Source organism: Curtobacterium sp. AC268, assembly GCF_979258745.1.
Genome location: NZ_OZ409878.1, coordinates 1,158,114 through 1,181,234 on the forward strand (window position 1 = coordinate 1,158,114; position 23,121 = coordinate 1,181,234).

General features: G+C 69.7%; 23 protein-coding genes and 4 tRNA genes. 7 read left to right on the plus strand and 20 right to left on the minus strand.

All coding sequences use genetic code 11. The annotated features are described in order from the left end of the window. Window positions 1–84: 84 nt before the first annotated feature. The 5 genes from ACZZ9K_RS05330 to ACZZ9K_RS05350 form a co-directional block, all read right to left on the minus strand. Window positions 85–924 carry a carbohydrate ABC transporter permease gene (locus ACZZ9K_RS05330; protein WP_027466373.1) on the minus strand — a complete coding sequence of 280 codons (840 nt, stop codon included), beginning with the start codon at window positions 922–924 and terminating at the stop codon, window positions 85–87. Further along, entirely contained in the window at window positions 917–1,912 is a 996-nt protein-coding gene (locus ACZZ9K_RS05335) for a carbohydrate ABC transporter permease (RefSeq protein WP_027466372.1), read from the minus strand. The genes ACZZ9K_RS05330 and ACZZ9K_RS05335 overlap by 8 nt, the downstream gene beginning before the upstream one ends. 218 nt (window positions 1,913–2,130) lie before the next feature. Continuing rightward, entirely contained in the window at window positions 2,131–3,432 is a 1,302-nt protein-coding gene (locus ACZZ9K_RS05340; RefSeq protein ID WP_214521794.1) for an ABC transporter substrate-binding protein, read from the minus strand. Between the two features lie 114 nt (window positions 3,433–3,546). After that, entirely contained in the window at window positions 3,547–4,698 is a 1,152-nt protein-coding gene (locus ACZZ9K_RS05345; RefSeq protein ID WP_138803847.1) for a Gfo/Idh/MocA family protein, read from the minus strand. Next, window positions 4,695–5,441 (minus strand): sugar phosphate isomerase/epimerase family protein, encoded by a 747-nt coding sequence (locus ACZZ9K_RS05350; RefSeq protein ID WP_463443501.1) that lies wholly within the window; start codon window positions 5,439–5,441, stop codon window positions 4,695–4,697. Before ACZZ9K_RS05350 ends, ACZZ9K_RS05345 begins: the two co-directional genes overlap by 4 nt. Before the next feature lie 144 nt (window positions 5,442–5,585). Here ACZZ9K_RS05350 and ACZZ9K_RS05355 point away from each other — a divergent pair, with 144 nt between their 5' ends. Both ACZZ9K_RS05355 and ACZZ9K_RS05360 read left to right on the plus strand, forming a co-directional pair. After that, window positions 5,586–6,869, plus strand: coding sequence for an ROK family transcriptional regulator (locus ACZZ9K_RS05355; protein ID WP_463443502.1), 1,284 nt, complete (start codon window positions 5,586–5,588; stop codon window positions 6,867–6,869). Continuing rightward, complete coding sequence (locus ACZZ9K_RS05360) at window positions 6,866–7,549, plus strand: YqaJ viral recombinase family protein (RefSeq protein ID WP_214561295.1); 684 nt, start codon at window positions 6,866–6,868, stop codon at window positions 7,547–7,549. Before ACZZ9K_RS05355 ends, ACZZ9K_RS05360 begins: the two co-directional genes overlap by 4 nt. Before the next feature lie 6 nt (window positions 7,550–7,555). Here ACZZ9K_RS05360 and ACZZ9K_RS05365 read toward each other — a convergent pair whose 3' ends face one another. From ACZZ9K_RS05365 to ACZZ9K_RS05390, 6 genes are all read right to left on the minus strand, one after another. Continuing rightward, on the minus strand, window positions 7,556–8,164 hold the full coding sequence (locus ACZZ9K_RS05365; protein ID WP_463443503.1) for a Pr6Pr family membrane protein: 609 nt from the start codon (window positions 8,162–8,164) through the stop codon (window positions 7,556–7,558). 101 nt (window positions 8,165–8,265) lie between these two features. Beyond that, window positions 8,266–8,955 (minus strand): 50S ribosomal protein L1, encoded by a 690-nt coding sequence (rplA, locus tag ACZZ9K_RS05370; protein WP_017888639.1) that lies wholly within the window; start codon window positions 8,953–8,955, stop codon window positions 8,266–8,268. Between the two features lie 90 nt (window positions 8,956–9,045). Beyond that, entirely contained in the window at window positions 9,046–9,477 is a 432-nt protein-coding gene (rplK, locus tag ACZZ9K_RS05375; protein ID WP_017888638.1) for a 50S ribosomal protein L11, read from the minus strand. A 158-nt stretch (window positions 9,478–9,635) separates the two neighbouring features. Further along, window positions 9,636–10,685, minus strand: a complete 1,050-nt coding sequence (gene nusG / locus ACZZ9K_RS05380; protein WP_071406319.1) for a transcription termination/antitermination protein NusG — start codon at window positions 10,683–10,685, stop codon at window positions 9,636–9,638. A 135-nt stretch (window positions 10,686–10,820) separates the two neighbouring features. Further along, a complete protein-coding gene (gene secE / locus ACZZ9K_RS05385) occupies window positions 10,821–11,084 on the minus strand; it encodes a preprotein translocase subunit SecE (RefSeq protein WP_371830607.1) in 264 nt (87 codons plus the stop codon). Between the two features lie 35 nt (window positions 11,085–11,119). Next, window positions 11,120–11,192: transfer RNA gene (locus ACZZ9K_RS05390), tRNA-Trp, on the minus strand. A gap of 151 nt (window positions 11,193–11,343) precedes the next feature. On the opposite strand from ACZZ9K_RS05390, the gene ACZZ9K_RS05395 reads away from it, so the two are divergent. After that, on the plus strand, window positions 11,344–12,570 hold the full coding sequence (locus ACZZ9K_RS05395) for a pyridoxal phosphate-dependent aminotransferase (protein WP_463444736.1): 1,227 nt from the start codon (window positions 11,344–11,346) through the stop codon (window positions 12,568–12,570). Window positions 12,571–12,671: 101 nt separating this feature from the next. Here the strand turns inward: ACZZ9K_RS05395 and ACZZ9K_RS05400 are convergent, their stop codons facing one another. The 3 genes from ACZZ9K_RS05400 to ACZZ9K_RS05410 are packed head-to-tail and all read right to left on the minus strand — an operon-like array spanning window position 12,672 to window position 14,574. Next, window positions 12,672–13,700, minus strand: a complete 1,029-nt coding sequence (locus ACZZ9K_RS05400; protein WP_463443504.1) for a UDP-N-acetylmuramate dehydrogenase — start codon at window positions 13,698–13,700, stop codon at window positions 12,672–12,674. A gap of 2 nt (window positions 13,701–13,702) precedes the next feature. Next, window positions 13,703–14,128, minus strand: a complete 426-nt coding sequence (locus tag ACZZ9K_RS05405; protein ID WP_027466539.1) for a MaoC/PaaZ C-terminal domain-containing protein — start codon at window positions 14,126–14,128, stop codon at window positions 13,703–13,705. After that, window positions 14,125–14,574, minus strand: a complete 450-nt coding sequence (locus ACZZ9K_RS05410) for an FAS1-like dehydratase domain-containing protein (RefSeq protein ID WP_138803853.1) — start codon at window positions 14,572–14,574, stop codon at window positions 14,125–14,127. The genes ACZZ9K_RS05405 and ACZZ9K_RS05410 overlap by 4 nt, the downstream gene beginning before the upstream one ends. A gap of 131 nt (window positions 14,575–14,705) precedes the next feature. Between ACZZ9K_RS05410 and ACZZ9K_RS05415 the strand changes: the two genes are divergently transcribed. Together ACZZ9K_RS05415 and ACZZ9K_RS05420 are read left to right on the plus strand one after the other, a co-directional pair. Further along, entirely contained in the window at window positions 14,706–15,104 is a 399-nt protein-coding gene (locus ACZZ9K_RS05415) for a hypothetical protein (protein WP_232749945.1), read from the plus strand. A gap of 112 nt (window positions 15,105–15,216) precedes the next feature. After that, window positions 15,217–17,112, plus strand: a complete 1,896-nt coding sequence (locus ACZZ9K_RS05420; protein WP_463443505.1) for an ABC transporter ATP-binding protein — start codon at window positions 15,217–15,219, stop codon at window positions 17,110–17,112. Window positions 17,113–17,206: 94 nt separating this feature from the next. On the opposite strand, the gene ACZZ9K_RS05425 is transcribed toward ACZZ9K_RS05420, so the two are convergent. The 5 genes from ACZZ9K_RS05425 to ACZZ9K_RS05445 all read right to left on the minus strand — a co-directional run bounded on the left by ACZZ9K_RS05425 (window position 17,207) and on the right by ACZZ9K_RS05445 (window position 19,787). Then, window positions 17,207–17,280, minus strand: a tRNA-Met gene (locus tag ACZZ9K_RS05425). A gap of 32 nt (window positions 17,281–17,312) precedes the next feature. Next, a tRNA-Thr gene (locus tag ACZZ9K_RS05430) sits at window positions 17,313–17,384 on the minus strand. 93 nt (window positions 17,385–17,477) lie between these two features. Then, a complete protein-coding gene (locus tag ACZZ9K_RS05435; RefSeq protein WP_463443506.1) occupies window positions 17,478–18,665 on the minus strand; it encodes a M23 family metallopeptidase in 1,188 nt (395 codons plus the stop codon). Between the two features lie 148 nt (window positions 18,666–18,813). Continuing rightward, the gene (locus ACZZ9K_RS05440; protein ID WP_138803856.1) at window positions 18,814–19,644 is read right to left on the minus strand and encodes an inositol monophosphatase family protein; all 831 of its coding nucleotides are present in this window, start codon (window positions 19,642–19,644) and stop codon (window positions 18,814–18,816) included. 58 nt (window positions 19,645–19,702) lie between these two features. Next, a tRNA-Tyr gene (locus ACZZ9K_RS05445) sits at window positions 19,703–19,787 on the minus strand. Window positions 19,788–19,924: 137 nt separating this feature from the next. Between ACZZ9K_RS05445 and ACZZ9K_RS05450 the strand changes: the two genes are divergently transcribed. Next, window positions 19,925–20,413 (plus strand): YajQ family cyclic di-GMP-binding protein, encoded by a 489-nt coding sequence (locus tag ACZZ9K_RS05450; protein ID WP_017888627.1) that lies wholly within the window; start codon window positions 19,925–19,927, stop codon window positions 20,411–20,413. 33 nt (window positions 20,414–20,446) lie between these two features. Beyond that, window positions 20,447–21,907, plus strand: coding sequence for a cardiolipin synthase (gene cls, locus ACZZ9K_RS05455; RefSeq protein ID WP_214561301.1), 1,461 nt, complete (start codon window positions 20,447–20,449; stop codon window positions 21,905–21,907). Between the two features lie 36 nt (window positions 21,908–21,943). On the opposite strand, the gene ACZZ9K_RS05460 is transcribed toward cls, so the two are convergent. Beyond that, complete coding sequence (locus ACZZ9K_RS05460) at window positions 21,944–23,119, minus strand: heparan-alpha-glucosaminide N-acetyltransferase domain-containing protein (protein ID WP_463443507.1); 1,176 nt, start codon at window positions 23,117–23,119, stop codon at window positions 21,944–21,946. Between the last annotated feature and the right edge of the window lie 2 nt (window positions 23,120–23,121).

Below are 23,121 nucleotides of genomic sequence, written 5' to 3' on the forward strand. Positions count from 1 at the left end.
CAAAACACCGGTGTTCACGCTGCGCACCGCGTCATGCGGGGGCGTCGAGCGCGAACACCGGTGTCTTGCGGAAGGGGCCTCCGCCTACTTCACGGCACCGGCGGTCAGGCCGGCGACGAACTGGCGCTGGACCACGAGGAACGCGGCCACGACCGGGATCGAGACGACGAGCGACGCCGCCATGACCTGGTTCCAGTACACGTTCGTCTGCGTCGAGTACTGCTGCAGACCGACCGCCAGGGTCGAACCGAGGCCGTTCGTCATGACCGAGGCGAAGAGGACCTCACCCCAGGCCGTCATGAACGAGTAGATCCCGACCGCCACCAGACCCGGGCGGGCCGACGGCAGGATGACCCGGAACAGCGCACCCATCGGGCCCGAACCGTCGACCATCGCGGCCTCGTCGAGCTCGCGCGGGATGGTCTCGAAGTACCCGGCCAGCATCCAGATCGAGAACGGCAGCGTGAAGGTCAGGTACGTGATGATCAGGCCGAGCCACGACCCGACGAGCTGGATGCCCAGGGTGTTGCCGAGGTTCGTGAAGATCAGGAACAGCGGCAGCAGGAACAGCACGCCGGGGAACATCTGCGTGGAGAGCACCGCGGTGGTGAAGGTGCTCTTGCCCTTGAAGTTCCAACGCGAGACACCGTAGGCGGCGAAGGTCGCGATGATCAGCGAGAACACCGTCGCCACCGTGCAGACCACGAGCGAGTTGACGAAGTACCGGCCGAGCGGCACCGTCGACCACATGTCGATGAACGGCTGGAAGGTGATCCTCGACGGGATCCACGTGAAGTTGTCCTGCACGTCGCCGAGAGGCTTGATGGCCGTGGTGATCATCACGTAGAGCGGCACGACCGTGAACAGCGTCAGGACGACCAGGGTGATGATCTTGAAGGACTTGGCGCCAGTTGTCTCACGCACGGACGGACCTCCGGTTGGTCACGGCGAGGTAGATGCCGGTGACGACGAGCAGGAAGAGCAGGAGCAGGACGCTCATCGCGGCACCGGAACCGAAGTTCCAGGTGATGAACGACGCGTTGTAGATGTGGAAGCTCAGCAGGTCCGCGGCGGGCGGCTGGGCGGTCGAGCCGAACAGCACGAACGGCGTGTTGAAGTCGTTGAACGTCCACAGGAACATCACGAGCACGAGCGTCACGTTGACCGGGCGGACCATCGGCAGCGTGATCGAGCGCCACTGGCGGAACGGCTTGGCGCCGTCGACCGAGGCGGCCTCGTAGACGTCGTTCGGGACGGACTGCAGACCGGCCATGAGCATCAGGAACGCGAACGGCCAGGTCTTCCAGATCGCCACGACGACGACGGCGACGAAGGCGTTGTTGCCGATGAGCCAGAAGGGGGCGTCCCCGCCGAACAGGTGCAGCTGGTCGACGAGCAGGTGGTTCAGGGCCCCGGAGTCACGCTGGAACATGAACTTCCAGGTGATGACGCCGGCGTACATCGGCAGCGCGTAGGGCACCAGGAACAGGGTGCGGAAGAGCCCGCGTCCGGCGAACGGCTTCTGCAGCGCGACCGCTGCGGCCATGCCGAAGGTCCAGGAGAGCCCGACCACGAGGACCGTGAAGGCGCACGTGATGAGGAACGAGTTGAGGACCCCGCGGCCGATCGCCTGGTCGAAGTCGACGACGACCTGGTAGTTCCGGAACCCTGCGAAGGGCGCGGCACCCCAGTTCGCGATGAAGTACTTGGTGAGCTGGATGAACGAGATCCAGATGCCGGTGAGCATCGGGACGATGTGGATGAGCAGCTCGAACAGGATGGCCGGCGCGACGAGCGCGTAGGGCAGCCAGTGGGTCTTGCGCTTGCGACCTGGCGGACGGCCCGACATCGTCGGGGCCTTCGTGTGCGTCAGGTCGATGCGCTCCGAGTCGGGCAGGACCGTCGTGGACATCTGGTGGGGCCTTTCGGCAGGAGGGGCGTGCAGGTGCGGTCCGCGCGGGCCGTGGCAGCGGCCGGGAGGCGCGGGGTGCGTGGGGCGTCAGCCGCACGGCCGACGCGTGGTCGGCCCTGGGGCGTCCGCCTCACGGCCGACGGATGATCGGCTCTGGAGCGTCAGGGGCTGGAGGCCCGGGCGCGTCCTGCGGACGCGACCCGGGCCTCCAGGGTGGATCAACCGGCGGCCTGGGACACCTGGTCCTGGGCGGTCTGCAGTGCCGACTTGATGTCGGCCTCGGAGACCTTGGAACCGGTCGCGATCTTGGCGAACATGTCGTTCATCGCCTTGCCGACCGTGGACTCGAACTGGTCCTCGGCGGGCACCAGCGGGAGCGGCTTCGCCTTGTTGTTGTAGATGTCGAGGAACGTCTTCGTCTGCTCGTCCGTGACGGAGTCAGCAGCCTCGGCGAGCACCGGCAGAGCCGAGTACGGCTTGTCCAGCGTCGTCTGCGTGTCCATGCTCGTCATGTACTTGACGAACTTGAGCGCGCCGTCCTTGTTCTTCGTGTTCTTGAAGACCGACAGGTTGATGCCAGCCGGGAACGAGGCGATCTGCTCGCCACCGCTCGGGGCGGGCAGCGCCACGACGCCGTACTCGTCCGACTTCATGCCGAGGGACTCGATGGTCGCGTTCGCGTTGTTCTGGTTGAGGATGAACGCGGCCTTCTTCTTCGCGAAGTCCGTGGTGGACTGCGTGGCGTTGTCGTACTGCGCGTTCGACAGGTTGGCGACCTTCGAGTCCTGCATCAGGTCGAGGTAGCGCTTGATGCCGTCGACGTTGGCCTTCGAGGTGAAGGTCGGCTTGCCGTCCTTGTCGAACCACTCGCCGCCGTTCTGCGCCGAGTTGATGAACGCGAAGTGCGAGTTCTCGGTGTACGAACCACCCGCGAGGCTGAAGCCGTAGGTGTCACCCTTGGTCAGCTTCTCGGCGTCGGAGACCATCTCCTCCCACGTGGTGGGCGGGGTGATGCCGGCGTCCGACAGCATCTTCTTGTTGTAGTACAGGCCGTAGGCGAGGCCGTAGAGCGGGACGCTCGTGACCGTCTTGTCGGGCGCGCCACCGGTGGACAGGGCGACCTTGCCGAACTTGTCCTCGCCGCCGATCGCCTTCATCTCGGCGTCACCGAACTCCTGGAAGGCGCCGGTGGCCTGGAGCGAGGTCGCCCAGGTGTTGCCGATGTTGACGACGTCCGGGCCCTGGCCCGAGGTGACGGCGGTCTGGATCTTGTTCTGCAGGTCGTTCCAGCCGATGACCTGGAGGTCGACCTTGATCCCGGTCTCCTTGGTGAACTTCTTGAGGACGGGGGTCAGCACCTCCTTGTCGTTCTGCAGGGACGTGCCCTGGTTGGACGCCCAGTAGGTGAGCGTCTTGGAGTCGCCGGCGGATCCGGAGGATCCGGAGGAGCAGGCTGCGAGGCCGGACACGGTGAGTGCGGCGGCCGCGGTGATGGCCAGTGCGCGGATGGCAGTGCGCATGACTCTCTACTTTCTCGTCGTTGAGATGGTGCAGGGGATGGTGCGGAGGTGGAGCTGGTGCTGCGGATGGTGCTGGTCGGGTGCTGCTGTGGGTTGCGGGCAGCGCCCCGGCGGTCAGGCCAGGGTGCGTTCCGCGGGGTCCCAGCCCTCGGGGAGGGTCGGGGAGGGCGACACGGTGCTCTCGACGAGCACCGCCTCGCCACGTTCTGCCGCCTCGGCGATGGAGACCATCACGTCGAGGACGTGGAAGGCGAGCGCACCGGGGACGCGGTTCTCGTCGCCGGCCCGCAGCGAGCGGGCCAGGTCGACCACGCCGGTGCCGCGCGAGTAGGTGGAGCCGACCGCGGGGATCGTCTCGGGCTCCTCCGAACCGAGGGCGTACAGCTCGGTGTCGCCGTCGAAGTTGTTCGGGTCGGGGAACACGACGGTGCCGGTCTCCCCCGCGATCTCGACGAAGCCGGTGCGGCCGCGGTCGGACTCGAACGAGAACACACTCTGTGCGCTCCCGCCGTTCTCGAACTCGATCAGCGCGGAGTGGTTCGTCGGGACGTCCACCGGGAACTCGGTGCCGGCCTTCGGTCCGGAGCCGATGGTGCGGGTGGCGCGGGACTTCGACGCCGTCGCCGTGACCTTCTTCACCGGTCCGAACGTCTGGACGAGGGTGGTGATGTAGTACGGGCCGATGTCGAACAGCGGACCGGCACCGTACGCGAAGAGGAACTCGGGGCTCGGGTGCCACGACTCGGGGCCGGGGCTCTGGAAGAGCGTCAGGCCGTTCAGGGGCGTGCCGATCCGGCCGTCGCGGATGGTGCGGAGCGCGGTCTGCAGGCCGGCGCCGAGGAACGTGTCCGGGGCGACGCTGACGGTCTTGCCCGCGGCCGCCGCGGCGTCGCGGAGCTCCGCGGCGCTGGCACGGTCGAGAGCGTAGGGCTTCTCGCCCCAGACGTGCTTGCCGGCGGCCAGGGCCTGCAGCGCGACCTCGACGTGGGCGGCCGGGATCGTCAGGTTCACGACGATCTCGATGTCGTCGTCGGCCAGGAGCTCCTCGACGGTGCCCGATCCGGGGACGCCCCACTTCTCGGCCTGGGCGGCGGCGCGCGGCAGGTCGATGTCGGCGATGAAGCGGACCGTCACGTCGGGGAAGACGGTGAGGTTCGACAGGTACTGGTCCGAGATGACCCCGGCGCCGATGACGCCGACGCCGACGGGGCCGGTGCGGGTGGCGCTGTCGGTCGCCGTTGCGGCGGCGGTCGTGGTGTCGGTCATGCGCGGGCCCCCTCGAGGAACGTGTAGGAGTCGGCGACGGCCTGGAAGACGTCACCCTCGTGGTCGTCGAGCTCGACGACGTGCAGTGCGTCGGGCGCCGCGGCGATGATCTCGCGGATCGGCATGATGCCGTTGCCGACGGCGACCTGCTGCTTGTCGTCGTGCGAGCCGTCGCCGTCCTTGACGTGCAGGAACTGGACCTTGTCGCCGTACTTGCCGATGACCGCGACCGGGTCGTCCCCGCCGACCTGCACCCAGTAGGTGTCGAGCTCGAGCACGACGTCGTCGGACAGGGCGTCGGCGAAGACCTCGTAGGCGCTGACACCGTCGATGCGGTTCGAGAACTCGAACGCGTGGTTGTGGTAGCCGAGCACCAGGCCGTGGTCGGCGGCGCGCGGGGCGAGGGCGCTGAGTTCGCGGGCGATCGCCTCGACGTCCTCGCGGGTGGTCCAGCGGGACTCGTCGATGTGCGGGTCGACGAGGGTCCCGAAGCCGAGGGTGGTGGAGGCGTGGAAGATGCGCTCGAGGTCCTGCTCGCCGGCGTCCAGCAGACGGGCGTGGCCGCTCGGTGCGGCGAGGCCGGCGTCGCGGAGGGCGGCGGCGAGTTCGTCGGCGTTGTCGACGAAGCCGAAGGCCTCGACGTTCGTGTAGCCGATGTCGGCGATGCGCTGCAGGGTGCCGGGCAGATCAGCACTGAGGGCATCGCGGACCGTGTAGAGCTGGACCGAGAGCGGTTGGGTCACCAGGGGTTCTCCTCGTCGAGATGGTGCGGTCGTCACTGACCGATCGTCACACTACGAGCACTTTTGTCGGCGGTCAAGCAGAAGTCCGAGGAATGTCGACGGACTTCATTGCGTGGCGCGAACGATGTGTGCTTCACTCCCCACATGGTCGACTTGAACCGGACGGCAGCGTCGCCTCCGGTCGGGACGAGCGAGCTCTTCCAGATCCTCCGCGACGGCGTGCCGCGCACCAGGGCCGAGCTCGCCGCACTGACAGGACTCGCACGCTCCACCATCGGCGTGCGCCTCGACTCCCTGATCGACATCGGGTTGGTCGGCGCCGTGGACACCGCCGTCTCCACCGGCGGTCGTCCGCCCGCCCAGGTGGCGCTGAAGCCCCGCGCCCGGCTCGTGATCGCCGCCGACCTCGGGGCCTCACACGGTCGCGTCGCCGTCACCGACCTGGTCGCGGCACCGCTCGCCACCCGCGAGGCCCGGATCGACATCGCCGCCGGTCCGGTCCCGACCCTGTCCTGGCTCGTCGAGACGATCGACGACCTGCTCGCCGAGGTCGGGCGCAGCCGACAGGACGTCATCGCGATCGGGATCGGCGTCCCCGGGCCGGTCGAGTTCTCCACCGGCCGCCCGGCCAACCCGCCGATCATGCCCGGCTGGGACGGCTTCGACGTGCCCTCGTGGCTCCGCCAGCACATCGCCGCCCACGTGCTGCTCGACAACGACGTCAACATCGCTGCCCTCGGTGAGCGGGAGCACGGCTGGCCGGACGTCGACCACCTGCTGTTCGTGAAGGTCGCCACCGGCATCGGGTCCGGCATCGTCTCCGAGGGCCGGCTCCAGCGCGGCGCCCAGGGCACCGCGGGTGACATCGGCCACGTGCGGGTCTCCCGCGCCGGCGACGTCCCCTGCCACTGCGGCAACACCGGCTGCCTGGAGGCCGTGGCCTCCGGTCCGGCCATCGCCCGCGCACTCCGCGCGAAGGGGCACGATGCGCACACGGGTGCGGACGTGATCGACTTGGTGAACCGGTCCGACCTCGACGCGATCTACGCCGTCCGACAAGCCGGTCGGGACATCGGCGAGGTCCTGGCGACCTGCATCTCGCTCATCAACCCGTCCGTCATCGCACTCGGCGGCTCGATCACGCAGGCCGGTGAGCACCTGCTCGCCGGCGTCCGCGAGGTCGTGTACTCCCGCTCGATGCCCCTGGCGAGTGAGCACCTCGTCATCGTGCAGTCCCGCGCCGGGTCCCTCGCCGCGCTGCAGGGAGCTGCGGCCCTCGCCATCGGGTACGCCCTCTCCCCCGCCGGGGTCGACGAGCTGGTCGCCTTCGCCGAGGGCCGCGAACTGGTCTCCCTGACGCACACCGCCGGCCGTGTGAGCGCGTCGGTTTCGGTCTTGCCGGTGGTCGGGGGGACAATCGTCGGGTGACGATCGTGCAGCCCACCCTGTGGGGCGACCTGGACCCCGGTCTGGAGGCGCATCCCGCCTCCGGAACACCGGTCCCGGCTGCGCGTGATGCGTTCACCGCCCTGCGCGGCCACACCGAGCGCATCGTCGCGCACTCCTCGGACCGCGTCGCCTGGCTCCGCGCCCGCGCCATGGGCATCACCGCCACCGACGTCGCCCGGCTCGCCTCGCTGCGCGCCGTCGAGGCCGTCGTCACCGAGAAGCGCTACGGCTCCCGGTTCTCCGGCAACGCGTTCACCGAGCACGGCAAGGACCGCGAACCGGTCATCGCCGCCTGGGTGGCCGCCACCCACGGCATCCAGCCCTCGGCGCACCTGTTCCACGCCGCTGCGAACCGCGCCCACCTCGCCACCCCGGACGGCGTCGGGGTCGACGAGTCGTCCCGCGTGGTGCTCGCCGAGATCAAGACCACCGGCAAGGCGTGGCGGAGCATCCCCCGGCACTACCTCCGGCAGATCTGGTGGCAGCAGTACGTGCTCGGTGCCGACCGCACCCTGTTCGTCTGGGAACGCCACGACGGGTTCGTACCGGTCGCCGACGAGCCCGAGTGCCGCTGGGTCGACCGCGACGACGACCAGATCCGCGGGCTGGTGCAGCTCGCCGACCTGGTGCTCGACAAGCTGCGCGGCTTCCGCTCCTAGCGTCTCCTAGGCCTTCACCAGTCGCAGTCGACTCATCCCCACGACGAGGATGCCGAGCAGGGTGATCGAGACCGCGATCCCGACCACGTAGATCGCGACGACGCCGTAGCCCTGCGCCGGATCGAGGAACGGGTACGGCACCCACCCGTCGGTCGCGCCGCGGACGAGCACCACGGTGGTCCAGACGGCCGGGTAGAGCAGGAACCACCACACGTGGCGGAGCAGCAGCCGTGCACGGTCCGAGAACAGCAACCAGTCGAGCACCGCGTACACCGGGATGATCTTGTGCACGATGTCGTTCGACCACGGCACCGAGGCCGACACGTTCGCGCCCGTGAGCAACGTGTTGTAGACGATGCCGGTCGTCGCGATGTACACCGTCGCGGCGCCACGGAGCACCGAGACGGCGAGGTCCGCCCGCTTGCGTCGGGCTGCGGCCACGAGCGTCACCGCGAGGGCCACGGCCACGATCAGGTTCGACTGGATCGTGAAGTAGCCGAAGAAGTTCCAGAACGAGTAGGTCGGGGTCTGCGAGCTCTCGAGCCACTGCGCCACGACCGCGACGACGATGGCGATGACGGCGATCAGTCGGAGCGAGTTCACGAGGGTGCGCACGGCACCACGCTATCGGGACACGCGCCCTACATGCGGAAAGGACCCGCACCGTTGCCGGTGCGGGTCCTTCCATGAGTCCGAGAACCCGTGAGTCAGTGGACTCAGATGCTGTTGACGTCCAGCGGGATGCCGGGGCCGAAGGTCGTCGAGACGGCGCCCTTCATGACGTAACGGCCCTTCGAGGACGACGGCTTGAGGCGGTTGATCTCCTCGAGCGCGGTCGAGATGTTCTCGTCGAGCTGCTCCGGCGTGAACGAGGCCTTGCCGACGACGAAGTGCACGTTGGCGTGCTTGTCGACGCGGAACTCGATCTTGCCGCCCTTGATGTCGTTGACGGCCTGCGCCACGTTCGGGGTCACGGTGCCGGTCTTCGGGTTCGGCATGAGGCCACGCGGGCCGAGCACCTTACCGAGACGACCGACCTTGCCCATGAGCTCCGGGGTCGAGACAGCGGAGTCGAACGAGGTGTAGCCCTCGGCGACCTTGGCGATGAGCTCGTCGCCACCGACCTCGTCGGCGCCGGCTGCGATGGCGGCCTCAGCAGCCGCACCCGTCGCGAAGACGATGACGCGGGCGGTCTTGCCCGTGCCGTGCGGCAGGATGACCGTGCCGCGGACCATCTGGTCGGCCTTGCGGGGGTCCACGCCGAGCTTCAGCGCGACCTCGACCGTGGAGTCGGTCTTGGAGGAACCGGTCTCCTTGGCCAGGGCGACGGCCTCGGTCGGGGTGTAGAACTTGTCGGCCTCGATCTTCGCGGCCGCGGCCTGGTAGGCCTTGGACTTCTTCGCCATGGTGGTCTCCTTGCGAGATACGTGGTTGGCGAGCCGGCGAGGCTCTCCCACGGAAAGGTGTCTGGTGGTGGGCCGGAGCCCGATCGGTGCTTAGGCCTCGACCGTGATGCCCATCGAGCGTGCGGTGCCGGCGATGATCTTCGCGGCCTGCTCGATGTCGTTGGCGTTCAGGTCGGCCTGCTTGGTCTCGGCGATCTGACGGACCTGGTCCATCGAGATCTTCGCGACCTTGACCGTGTGCGGGGTCGAGGACCCCTTCTGCACACCAGCAGCCTTCTTGATGAGCTCGGCGGCCGGCGGGGTCTTCAGGACGAACGTGAACGAACGGTCCTCGTAGACGGTGATCTCGACCGGCACGACGTTGCCACGCTGCGACTCGGTCGCCGCGTTGTACGCCTTGCAGAACTCCATGATGTTGACGCCGTGCTGACCGAGCGCCGGACCGATCGGGGGGGCCGGGTTGGCGGCTCCCGCGTTGATCTGCAGCTTGATCAGGCCCGTGACCTTCTTCTTCGGTGCCATGACTTGTCTTCCTCCTGGAATCGAACACACGGGGATCCGTGCACTCTCCCGCTGGTCCGGCCGTTCCGGACAGCGGTGAAGGCCCGCTCGCACGAGGCGCGCGGGCCCAAACCCGTTCAGTGTAGTCGATCTCGGTGATCGCTACATCTGGGTGGTCGCTAGAGCTTGGTGACCTGGTCGAAGCTGAGCTCGACCGGGGTCTCGCGCTCGAACAGCGAGACGAGGACGGTGAGCTTGCCGCTCTCCGGCTTGATCTCGGAGATCGAACCCGGCAGGCCCGCGAACGAGCCTTCCTTGATGGTGATCGTCTCGCCGATCTCGAAGTCGACCTCGGCTGCGGGCTGTGCCTGCAGGCCGCTGCCCTTCGCGCCACCCTTGGTCGGGGCGGCCTCGGCGACCTGCACGAGGGACTTGAGCATGCCGAACGCCTCGTCGAAACGGAGCGGCGTCGGGTTGTGCGCGTTGCCGACGAAGCCGGTGACGCCCGGGGTGTGCCGGACGACGGACCACGAGTCCTCGTTGAGGTCCATGCGGACGAGCACGTACGAGGGGATCCGAACGCGGGTGACCAGCTTGCGCTGCCCGTTCTTGATCTCGACGACGTCCTCCATCGGGACCTCGACCTGGTAGATGTAGTCCTCCATCGACATCGAGACCATGCGGTTCTCGATGTTCGACTTCACGCGGCGCTCGAAGCCCGCGTAGGAGTGGATGACGTACCACTTGCCCGGCTTCATCCGCAGCTCAGCCTTGAAGGCCTCGTACGGGTCGACCTCGGCGGGCTCGTCGTCCTCGTCCTCGGCGTCGAGTGCCTCGTCGGCGGCGAGCGTCTCGTTCGCCTCGGCGGCGGTCTCGGACTCGAGCTCGACTTCTTCTTCGTCCTCGACGGCCTCGACGGCGGCCTCGGCCTCGTCGGTGGAGTCGATCTCGAGGGCGTCGTCCACGACGGCGTCGGCCTCGGGGTCGCGGGCTTCCTGCAGGGCCGTCAGTGCTTCGTCGAGGCCGGCGTCGACGGTGCCGTCGTCGGGCTCGGAGCTGAGGCCGAGGGACTCGTCGTCGTCGCCCTCGATCGAGATCGCACGCTCTTCAGCGGACTCGACGGAGCGTCCTTCGCCGGTCTCGACGTCGCCTTCCTGGTTCTCCTCGACCTCGGAGGACTGCTCGGCAGCCGTCGCGAGGTCGATGTCATCGCGGGAGTTGTCAGACACAGTCGATTCTTTCCGTTCGGTGGTTCGGGTCGGGGTGGCGTTCGTTCATGGTCACGAGCGACGCCGTCACGATCGACGCCGTCTCGGGCGACCGTACTCCTCGAGAACGACCGCACACGGCAGTCGACGTCAGGGTCAGGCCGTGGGCCCGTTGCCGAAGACGTACCCGACGCCGAGACCGAAGACGAAGTCGAGGATCGACACCAGGATCATCATGACGACGACGAACACGAGCACGACGCCCGTGTAGCTGAAGAGTTCCTTGCGGGTCGGCGTCACGACCTTGCGCAGTTCGCCGATCACCTGACGGATGAAGAGCACGATGGCAGCGATGGGCCCGCGGCGCTCGGCCCGGTCCTGCTTCGCCTTGGCGACGACGTCGTCCGCCGTCGTCTCCATGTCTTTGCTCGCCAACTTCTACCCTTCCAGAGTTGCAGGGCGGACAGGACTCGAACCTGCAACCTGCGGTTTTGGAGACCGCTGCTCTACCAATTGAGCCACCGCCCTTCGGAAACGGTTCGTCACCGATCCGCGTTCCGGTGGACGAGTCTACGGGAGTCCGTCACACGGTGTCCACTTGGCCCCTTCCACGGCGTGCCGCGCCGGTAGGCTGGGCTCCGTGAGCACCGCAGCCCCAGGCCCCGAGTCCACCGCCCACGTGTCCGTCGACACCCTCGCCACCGCGTCGGCCGATCGTCCGCGCATCGCGTCCCGCATCGCGGCCATCGCCGAGTCCGCGACGCTCAAGGTCGACGCGAAGGCCAAGGCACTCAAGGCCGCCGGGCGTCCGGTGATCTCGTTCGCCGCCGGCGAGCCCGACTTCGCGACCCCGCAGCACGTGGTCGACGCTGCCGTCGCGGCCGCGCAGGACCCGAAGAACCACCGCTACACGCCCGCGACCGGCCTGCCCGAACTCAAGCAGGCCATCGCCGACAAGACCGCCCGGGTGTCCGGCATCACCGTCGAGCCGTCGCAGGTCATCGTCACGAACGGTGGCAAGCAGGCGGTCTACCAGGCGTTCCAGACCATCGTCGACGCCGGTGACGAGGTCCTGCTGCCCGCGCCGTACTGGACCACCTACCCCGAGGCCATCCGGCTGGCCGGCGGCGAGCCGGTCGAGGTCTTCGCCGGCAGCGACCAGGACTACCTGGTGACGGTCGAGCAGCTCGAGGCCGCCCGCACCCCGGCGACCAAGGCGCTGCTGTTCTGCTCGCCGTCGAACCCCACGGGCGCCGTGTACTCCGCCGAGCAGACCCGGGCCATCGGCGAGTGGGCGCTCGAGCACGGCATCTGGGTCATCAGCGACGAGATCTACCAGGACCTGGTGTACGACGGGGTCCGTTTCGCCGGCATGCTGGCCGAGGTCCCCGCCCTCGCCGACACCACGATCCTGGTGAACGGCGTCGCGAAGACCTACGCGATGACCGGCTGGCGCGTCGGGTGGTTCATCGGCCCGACCGACGCCGTCAAGGCCGCCTCGAACCTGCAGTCGCACCTGTCGTCGAACGTCTCGAACGTGTCGCAGCGCGCCGCGATCGCCGCCCTGACCGGTCCGCAGGAGCCCGTCGCCGCCATGCGCGAGGCCTTCGACCGCCGACGGAAGGCCATCGTGGACGGCCTCAACGCGATCCCGGGCTTCCGCACGCCGACCCCGCAGGGCGCCTTCTACGTCTACCCGGACGTCACCGCGCTGCTCGGTCGCGAGTGGGCCGGCACCACCCCGACGACCACGCTCGAGCTGGCCGACCTGATCCTCGAGCACGCCGAGGTCGCGGTCGTGCCGGGCGAGGCCTTCGGGCCCTCCGGCTACCTGCGCCTGTCGTACGCGCTGGGCGACGACGACATCGCCGAGGGCGTCGCCCGGCTGGCGGAGTTCTTCGCGTAGACCTCGGGAACACAGAGCGGGCCACCTCGTCGAGGTGGCCCGCTCTGCGTTTCCGGGAGACCCGTGGTGCGTCGTGCTCGTCCGTCCCGTCGCGCGGACGATCAGCCGAGCAGGTCCCCGACCACGACGGGTTCCGGGACGAGCGAGACGCCGAAGCGGTTCAGGACGGTCACCTGCACGAACCGTGCGAGCTCGGCCACCTGCGCCGCCGTCGCCCCGCCGCGGTTCGTGAGCGCGAGGGTGTGCTTGGACGAGATCGCCGCGCGGGAGCCCGGCACCGCGTAGCCACGGTGGACGCCGGCGTGCTCGATGAGCCACGCGGCACTGAGCTTGACGTCGTCGCCCGCAGGCCAGCGGGGCGCGTCGGCCGGCAGGGTCTCGGCGAACGCCGGCGACACGATCGGGTTCGTGAAGAACGACCCGGCGCTCCAGGTGTCGTGGTCGTCCCCGTCGAGCACCATGCCCTTCGAGCCGCGCAGCCGCAGGACCTCGTCGCGGACGGTCGTGGGCGGCACGAGCGCACCGAGCTCGACCCCGAGCGAACCGGCGAGCTGCGCGTACCGCACGGGCACACCGTGCTCCCCCGCGAGCCCGAGCCGGAACTCGACCGTCAGCACGACACCGCGTCGACCGTGCTTGAGGGTCGACGTGCGGTAGCCGAGCGCCAGCTCGGCTGCGGGGACCCACGCGCGCTCCCCCGTGGCCGCATCGAGGAACTCGACGCGGGTGAGCACGTCGGCGAGTTCGACCCCGTAGGCGCCGATGTTCTGCACCGGGGACGCACCGACCGTGCCCGGGATGCCGCTGAGGGCCTCCAGGCCGGTCCAGCCGTTCGCGACGGTCGTGGCGACGAACGGGTCCCACGGTTCCCCCGCGGCGACGCGGACGGTGACGCCGTCGGCGTCGCGGTCGGCGTCGACGCCCGTCGTCCGGACCAGCACGACGGTGCCGTCGAAGCCCTGGTCGGCGATCAGCAGGTTGCTGCCGCCGCCGAGGACGAGCCACTCGTGGTCGTCGAAGGCGTCGAGCGCGTGGGCGACGAGCTCGTCGGTCGTGGTGGCCGTGAGCAGCCGGGTGGCGGCCCCGCCGACGCGGAGCGTCGTCAGGTCGGCCAGCACCGGCTCGGACACGGTCAGCGGAACACCACCGTGACCTGCGCCTTGCCGAGCACGGTCTGCCCGGCGGCGGTCACGGTGAGGTCGATGCGCTTCGGCCGGCCGTCCTCGTCGACGGTGCCGACCTTCGCGACGATGCCGACGGTGGCACCCTGCTCCGGGTCGACGACGACGGGGCGCGTGAAGCGGACGCCGTAGCCCGCGACCCAGCCGCTGTCGCCGAGCCACTCGGCGACGGGCTGCACGGCGATGCCCATCGTGAGCATGCCGTGGGCGAGGACACCGGGCAGGCCGACCGAGGCGGCGACGTCGTCGCGGTAGTGGATCGGGTTGAAGTCGCCGGAGGCGCCGGCGTACCGGACGAGCGAGTCGCGCGTGATGTGCACGTCACGCTCGGCGACGACGGTGCCGACCTCGAGCGCGGTGGCGGGTGCGGCGGTCATGCGTCGTCTCCTCGGACCACGAGGGTGGAGGTCGCCGTGACGACGTGCTCACCCTCGGCGTCGTTCATGGTGCTCTGGGCGGTGACCATCGCGTTGCCGCCGAGGGTCTTCACGCCGGTGACCGTCAGGGTCGCGGTGAGCTCGTCACCGGCGACGATCGGCCGGTCGTACGTGAAGGACTGCTCGCCGTGGACGACGCGGGAGAAGTCGATGCCGGCGTCGGGCTCGTTCAGGAGCTGCGCGAGCGTGGCCTCCTGCACGACGACGGCGAACGTCGGGGGCGCGACCACGTCGGCGTACCCGGCGGCACGTGCGGCGCCCGGATCGTGGTGGACGGGGTTGGTCGCGAAGACCGCACGCGAGAACTCGCGCACCTTCTCGCGGCCGACCAGGTAGGGCTGGGCCGGCGGGAACGTCCTGCCGACGAGCTCGGGGTTCACTGACACCACGGCAGTCTACCGAGGCCCGTCCGGGCGCCGGTGATCCATGAGAACGCATCAGCTAGACTGTCTGAGACCGATTCGGGGGAATCGGGACGTGCCGTGCGGCACGGGTTCGTTCGGGACGGGGAGGGCCGATGGACACCACGACGGAGTTCGCCGTGCACACGGGAGACCGGTGCACCGCCATGGAGGTCGCGGCCGCTGCGCTGCGCCGCACGGGCCACCGCGTCGAGTCGACGGGTGGCACGATGACCGCGACGGCGGGCAGCCGGACGCTCACCATCCTGCTCGGTGCGCTCGTGCAGCCGGCCCGGGAGTACCGCCGGTACGAGCTGTCGACCGTGGTGGACGGTGCCACCACCACCATCACCCTGCGCCGGGCCGGGCACGGCACGGCCGTGTCCGGCGGCAGCATCGGGGCGAACCGGCGACGGGCCGCCTGGCAGCAGGTCACCGCCGCGGTCGAGGACGCGTTCCGTGCGGCCGGGGTGCTCGCGACGCGCACGGACACCGGCTCCCACCGCACCCAGTAGGCCGGCCCGACGGCCTCCGGCGGGTGGCCGCGCGGCGCACCGCCACAGGAGCGGTCACCGGGGACCCGGCCAGCCATCTAGGTTGGGCCAGGGGCCCCGGAAAGGAACCGCCATGAGCATGGAGAGCGCAGCCTGGAGCTCGCTGTACAAGATCTCGTCCGCGCAGGGCGGCAAGCACGGGTTCTCCCGCGCGTCCGTCCGACGGATCCTGACGTTCGCGGTGCCGTACCGGGCGAAGCTGCTGGTGTTCATCGGTCTCTCCGTCGTCGGCGCCTTCCTCGCGGTCGCGACGCCGGTCCTCGCCGGTCAGGTGGTCGACGTCATCGTCGCCCGCGGAGAGGTCTCGACGATCGTCCGGTTGGCCGTGGTCATCGCCCTGGTGGCCGTGGCCGACGCCGCCGTGTCACTGACGACGCGCTGGTACTCGGCACGGATCGGCGAGGGCGTGATCCTGGACCTCCGCACCGCCGTCTTCGACCACGTGCAGAAGATGCCCATCGCGTTCTTCACCCGCACCCGGACCGGTGCGCTCGTGAGCCGCCTCAACAACGACGTGATCGGCGCCCAGCAGGCCTTCAGCGGCACGCTGTCCGGCGTGGTCACGAACCTCGTGGCGCTGGTCCTCACCCTGATCGTCATGCTCAGCACCTCGTGGCTCGTGACGGTCCTCGCCGTCGTCATGCTCCCGGTCTTCCTGGTCCCCGCGCGCCGGATGGGCAGCCGTCTCGCCGCCCTGCGCCGCGAGGCCGCCGACCACAACTCCGCGATGAGCACCCAGATGACCGAGCGCTTCTCGGCACCCGGTGCCACCCTCGTGAAGCTGTTCGGCCGGCCCGACGAAGAGGCCGAGGAGTTCCGAGTCCGCGCCGCCCGGGTCCGCGACATCGGCGTCCGGACCGCGATGCTGCAGTTCGTCTTCTTCACCGCGCTGATGCTCGTGTCCGCGCTCGCCCTCGCGCTGGTCTACGGGCTCGGCGGCTTCCTCGCGCTCGCCGGCCGGCTGGACACCGGCGAGGTCGTCACCCTGGCGCTCCTCCTCACCCGGCTGTACGCACCGCTGACGAGCCTGGCGAACGCGCGGGTGGAGATCATGAGCGCCGTGGTCAGCTTCGAGCGCGTCTTCGAGGTGCTCGACCTCGAACCGCTCATCCGGGAGCAGCCCGACGCGGTCACCATCGCCGACGGCCCCGTCTCCGTCGAGTTCGACGACGTCCGGTTCGCGTACCCGTCGGCCGACAAGGTGTCCCTCGCCTCGCTCGAGGAGGTCGCCACGCTCGACACCCGCGGCGGCGAGGAGGTGCTGCACGGGCTGTCCTTCCGGATCGAGCCGGGGCAGACCGTCGCCCTGGTCGGCTCGTCCGGAGCGGGCAAGTCCACGGTCGCGCAGCTGCTCGCACGCCTGTACGACGTCGACAGCGGTGCCGTTCGCCTGGCCGGGACGGACGTGCGCGACGTCACGTTCGCCTCGATGCGGCACACCCTGGGCATGGTGACGCAGGACGGCCACCTGTTCCACGAGACCATCCGCTCCAACCTGCGGTTCGCCCGGCCCGAGGCGTCCGACGACGAGGTGTGGGACGCCGTCCGCCGCGCACGGCTCGAGCCGCTCATCCGGTCGCTCCCCGACCAGCTGGACACGATGGTGGGCGAACGCGGCTACCGGCTGTCCGGGGGCGAGCGCCAGCGGATGACGATCGCCCGGCTCCTGCTCGCCCAGCCGCGCGTCGTCATCCTCGACGAGGCGACGGCGGCACTCGACTCGACGTCCGAGGCCGCGGTGCAGGCTGCGCTCGGCGAGGCGCTCGAGGGGCGGACGGCGATGGTGATCGCGCACCGGCTCTCCACGATCCGCAGCGCGGACATGATCCTGGTGGTCGAGGACGGCTTGATCGTGGAGCGCGGCACGCACGACGAACTGCTGGCCGCGGGTGGCCGGTACGAGGAGCTGCACCGCACCCAGTTCGCCGCGCAGGAGAACGTCGCGGCCGATGTGCCGGCGGCGGACTGAACGCGCTGCGGGGTGAACCCCAGCAATCGAAGAGGGGCCGGCAACAGAGAAGGCCCCCTGACCCAGGTGATCCTGGACGAGAGGGCCTTGCGTGTAGCGAGGGCGGGACTTGAACCCGCGACCCCACGATTATGAGTCGTGTGCTCTAACCAACTGAGCTACCCCGCCAGAGATCCGGAGCGGCACGCGCACCGGGTCGGAGCCCCGAGTCAGGATTGAACTGACGACCCCCTCCTTACCATGGAGGTGCTCTACCACTGAGCTATCGGGGCGATGTGCCGCGAACGGCACCACACGAGGATAGCAGACCTCCGACGCTGCTCCGGAACCGGGCGAGACGCCCGGGCGTGCCGCGTCGTGGGCCGCTAGTTCGCGTTGGTCTTGAGCCACGCCAGCGGGTCCACCGGGACCCCGTCGACGTGCACCTCGAGGTGCAGGTGCGGGCCCGTGGAGTTGCCCGTGCTGCCGACGAGACCGAGGATGTCGCCGACCTCGACGTGCTGGCCGGTGACCACCTTGAAGGAGTTGTCCTCCATGTGGCCGTAGACGCTGACGAACTGCTTGCCGTCCACGTCGTGCTCGACCCAGACGTCGTTGCCGAAGCCGCCGTCGTTCGCCTGCACCTTGATGACGGTGCCGGCGGCGATGACGCCGATCGGGGTGCCCTCGCCCGGGGCGAAGTCGACGCCCATGTGGTTCGTCGAGCAGAACGAGCACCCGGCGACCTGGCGTCCACCGAAGCCCGAGGTGATCGGGACACCGGTCAGGAACGGCCACTGGATCGTGCCGGTCGGGTCGTTCGTGAAGCTGGAGGAGTCGACGTTCGCGTACTGCGTGGCGTCGGACACCGTGTACTGGTCGCGGGCGGTCGATCCGTCGGCCGAGGCGCCGACCTGCATCGACTGGGTCGCTCCGTCGACGGTGGCACGGGCCGCGGTCGAACCGGACGCCGGGACCCAGAGCGCCTGCGCCGGCAGCGAGGTCGAGACGACGAGGCCTGCGGCGAAGAGCAGTGCGCCGACCGCGGTCACGCGCGAGGCAGCACGGCGGAACGACGCGCCCTGCTTCGGGGGCCGCGCTGCTGCGGGGGTCGTGGTGGCCGTGGTGGCGGTGGACCGGATGTGACGGGTCGCGCGGTCGACCGGGGTCTTCGTGGCCGGACGGCTGCTGCGGCGGCGCGATGCGGGGACCTGCCCCGCGACACGACGCGGCTGCGACGCCGGGGTGACGGAGGCAACGGGAGCGACCCGCCGGGCGTGCACGACAGGCGAGGTGGGGGCCGGCGGCGTCGCGATGCGGGAGGCCGGGCGCACGGGCGATGCCGGTGCGAGGTCGATCGGTGACACCGGGGCCGCGGGGGTCCCCGGGGTGGCCGCGCCGATCACGTCGTCGAAGCTCGGATGCGTCGAGCCCTGTTCCTCGTGCACCACGACCGAGCCCTTCGCCGCTGCTCGTTCCGCCTCGATCCGAGCGCGTCGGGTCTGGTGGACGACCGGGGTGGCGGCGTCGACGGAACCGTCGGTGGGAGCGGACGACAGAGGAGTACGGGGCATGCGTGCGGTGGCGATCCTGATCAGAGAAGGGCTCACTCGTTGGTAACGAGCAGATAACGGGACCTGAGCACGCTAGCAGGGGACGTCGCAGGTCGCCAGTCGTGGTCAGGTCTGCCCGGCGCCGCCGGACCCGGGGATCGGCACGTCGTCAGGCCTGCACGGCTCCGAGCGCACCGGCCTCGAGCCCACGCACCAGGGCCTCGAGTTCGTCGGCGACGGCCGGGCTCGCGAACAGGAAGGAGCGTGTCCCTCCGGCCTCCCAGATGCGGATCGCCGCGCCGGCCTCCTGCGCGACGAGGGCCCCACCGGCCATGTCCCACGGGTTGATCCCGCGCTCGTAGTACGCGTCCACCACGCCCGCTCCGACGGCGCAGCAGTCGAGCGACGCCGCTCCCCCGCGGCGGATGTCCCGCACCTCGCCGATGAGTCCGGCGAGCACCGCGACCTGCTCCCGGCGACGGTCGGCCGTGTACCCGAACCCGGTGGCGACGAGCGTCTCGGCGAGCGATCCGGGCGCGGCGACGGACAACGGTTCCCCGTCACGGGTCGCTCCCTGGCCGACGGCCGCGCGGAAGACGGTGCCCGTCGCCGGCGCCACGACGACGCCCGCGATCGGCTCCCAGGTCATCGGGTCGGGTGCGCCGCGCACGACGCCGATGCTCACGCCGTACTCGGCGCTGCCGTACAGGTAGTTGACCGTGCCGTCGATCGGGTCCACGACCCAGGTGATGCCCGAGGCGCCGGAGGCCGACCCGGACTCCTCGCCGTGGAAGGCGTCGTCGGGGCGGGCCTCGGCGATGCGGGCGCGGATGAGTGCCTCGACCTCGCGGTCGGCGGCCGTGACCACGTCGACGATGCTCGACTTCCGGTCCGCGACCTCGACCCCCTCGGCGCGGCGGCGTGCAGCCAGCGCCGCTGCGTCACGGGCGATCGACTCGGCGAGGTCGGCGAACTGGGACGGTGTGGGGTCGGATGCCATGCACCCATCCTCCCGGAAACACCATCGGCCCCGTCCGCAGTGGACGGGGCCGATCAGATGGTGGCAAGTGAGGGATTCGAACCCCCGAAGGCTACGCCGGCTGATTTACAGTCAGATCCCTTTGGCCGCTTGGGTAACTTGCCATGCGCACCCAGCCGGTGTGATCACCAACCGAAGGCGCGCACAAAAGCATAGCGGATGGCTGACGGTGGTCGTGACCACCGCGAGCCGATCCGCGCGACCGGAACCGGGCCTCCCGTCCGCCGTTAGGCTGTTCCGCATGGCAGACAGTTCCTTCGACGTGGTCAGCAAGGTCGACAAGATGGAGGCGGAGAACGCCCTCAACCAGGCGGCCAAGGAGATCGAGCAGCGGTACGACTTCAAGGGCGCCGACGCCTCGGTCGCGTTCAGCGGCGAGGACGTCCTGATCAAGGCGAACTCGGAAGAGCGCGCCAAGGCGGTCCTCGACGTGCTGCAGAGCAAGGCGATCAAGCGGAACATCAGCCTGAAGAGCCTCGACGCCGGCGACCCGTACCCCTCGGGCAAGGAGTACCGCATCGAGGTGAAGTTCAAGAACGGCATCGAGCAGGACGTGGCGAAGAAGATCGGCGCGTTCCTGCGGGCCAACGCCCCGAAGACGGTGAAGAGCCAGATCCAGGGTGACGAGCTCCGCGTCTCGTCGAAGAGCCGTGACGACCTGCAGAACACGATCCAGCTCCTCAAGGGTGAAGAGTTCGACGTCCCGTTGCAGTTCATCAACTTCCGCTGACCCGCGGCCCCTGCGAACGACACCCGACACCCCGTGGAGCACTGGCTCAGCGTCGTCATCACCGTCCTGCTCGTGCTGCTGGACCTGGCGATCCGCGTCTTCTCGATCATCTACGTCCCGATCAACCGGAAGCCGCAGACCGCGACGGCGTGGCTGCTCGCGATCTTCCTCATCCCCTACATCGGCTTCATCGTCTTCCTGGTCATCGGGTCGACGAAGCTGCCCCGCGCCCGTCGCGAGAAGCAGACCGAGATCAACGCGTACATCCTCGAGCAGACCGAGGGCATCGAGCGGGTCCGCCGTGATCACCCGTGGCCCGCGTGGCTCGAGAGCGTCACGCGGCTGAACCGCGAACTCGGCGCGATGCCGTTGGTCGGCGGCAACTCCGCGGAGCTCTACCCCGACTCCGAGGAGTCCATCGCGGAGATGACCCGCGCGATCGACCAGTCCCGACGGTTCGTGCACGTCGAGTTCTACATCGCGACGCTCGACGACACCACGCGACCGTTCTTCGAGGCGCTCGCGCGGGCGCAGGCCCGTGGGGTCACCGTGCGGTTCCTGCTCGACCACTGGGCGAGCCGCGGGTACCCGGGCTACAAGGACACCCTGGCGTTCATGGACCGGGCGGGCATCGAGTGGCACCTGATGCTGCCGCTCCTGCCGCTGCAGGGGAAGTTCCAGCGCCCAGACCTCCGCAACCACCGGAAGATCATGGTGATCGACGGCTCGGTCGCGTTCACCGGCTCGCAGAACCTGATCGACGCGTCGTACGACATCAAGTCCCACGTCGAGAAGGGCATGGTCTACAAGGACCTGTTCGCGCGGTTCGAGGGGCCGGTCGTCGCCGGGCTCAACGCCCTGTTCGTCACGGACTGGTACAGCGAGACCGACGAGCTGCTGCTGCGCGAGAGCGACCCCGTCCAGCGGGCCGACCGCGGCGACGCGCTCGACTGCCAGGTGGTGCCGTCCGGTCCGGGCTTCGACGGCGAGAACAACCTGCGCCTGTTCAACGCGCTGCTCTACTCGGCGCAGCAGAAGGTCTCGATCACGTCGCCGTACTTCGTGCCGGACGACTCGATGCTCTACGCCATCACCACGACGGCGCAGCGCGGGGTCGACGTCGAGCTGTTCGTCGGCGAGATGGGCGACCATGCCATGACCTGGCACGCCCAGCGCTCCTACTACGAAGGACTGCTCCGCGCCGGCGTGCGGATCTGGCTGTACCGCGCGCCGACGATCCTGCACGCGAAGCACTTCACGATCGACGACGAGGTGTCGGTGATCGGGTCGAGCAACATGGACATGCGCTCGTTCAGCCTGAACCTCGAGGTCTCCGTGATGGTGCGCGGGCACCGCTTCGTCGACGCCCTGCGCGAGGTGCAGGAAGCGTACAAGGAGCACAGCTTCGAGCTCACGCTCGACGAGTGGTTCGACCGTCCGCGCCGGTCCAAGGTGCTCGACAACGTCGCGCGGCTCACCGCGGCGCTGCAGTAGCCGCCTGGAGGCACGACTCGCCCCCGCCAGGTGCGCTCAACGCATCGGGACGAGGGACGCCAGGGCCCCGACCACCCGCTCGAGCGGGCCGCGACCCAGGAACCGCCGCCACAGCATCGCGAAGACCACCGAGCCGAGGGCGAACCAGCCCCAGGCCTCGACCGACTCGGGGTAGGTCGGCAGCATCGCGATGACCACGAGGTGCCCCGAGTACACCGTCAGCGGCATCGAGCCGACCGCGGCCAGTGGGAACGCGATCCGCTCGGCGACACGCCCGCGGCCGTCGAACACGAGCAGGCAGAGGGCGATCACGGCGACCGCCACCCCGGCCGTCCCCACCACGTCGACGACCGACGACGAGTGGTCACGCGGAGACAGGAACAGCTGCGCGAGGGCCTGGCCGGGGGTCGAGCCCTCGCCCGCGTACGGGACCCCGGGGAACGCCAGGGCCGCGTCGTCCGGCGCCGGGGCGAGGACCGACCCGGCGACGTACGCGGTGGCGGCGACCAGTGCGCCCGCCGCCAGGAGCGCGACCTGCCGGCCCCGTTCCTCTCCCCACCGGCACGGCCCGTACGCCGCTGGCGCGTCGTCCGGGAACCGGCGGCGTGGGCCCAGACCGCTGCGGGCGACCGCGAGACCGACCAGGACGTACGCCAGGAAGGTGACCACTGGGTAGACCAGGCCGAGCTGGACGCCGATCATGCCGGCGTCCGCGTAGGCCGGCGCGATCGTCAGCGCGGCGAGCGGCGACAGCACCGCGCAGAGCGCGGCGATGCCGAACAGCGCCGCCGGTCGGACGCGGAGCACCGGGACCACCAGCAGGAACAGCACCCCGTAGGTCGGCAGGATCACGTACACGGGGGTGTCGAGCGCCATCAGGGCGAACCCGATGACGACGACCACCACGGCGCGGATGGCGAGCCGGGCACGGATGCGGCCGATGGTGGGCGGGCCGGGCGGGTCGGCACGGCCGCTCGTCAGGCCGATCGAGACCCCGGCGAGGACCGCGAACAGCGTGGACGGGCGGCCGTGGGCGACGGCGGTCCAGGTGGCGGGGTCGGTCCAGTCGAGCTGCTCCGCGATGCCGCCGATGTGTGCGGCCATCATGCCGAGCAGCGCAAGGGCACGGGCCACGTCGACGCCCTGCAGCCGCGTCCCCGACGCGGACGCGCCCCGCACCGCGGTGGGCGGGACGGGGCGCGTGTCGGTCATGG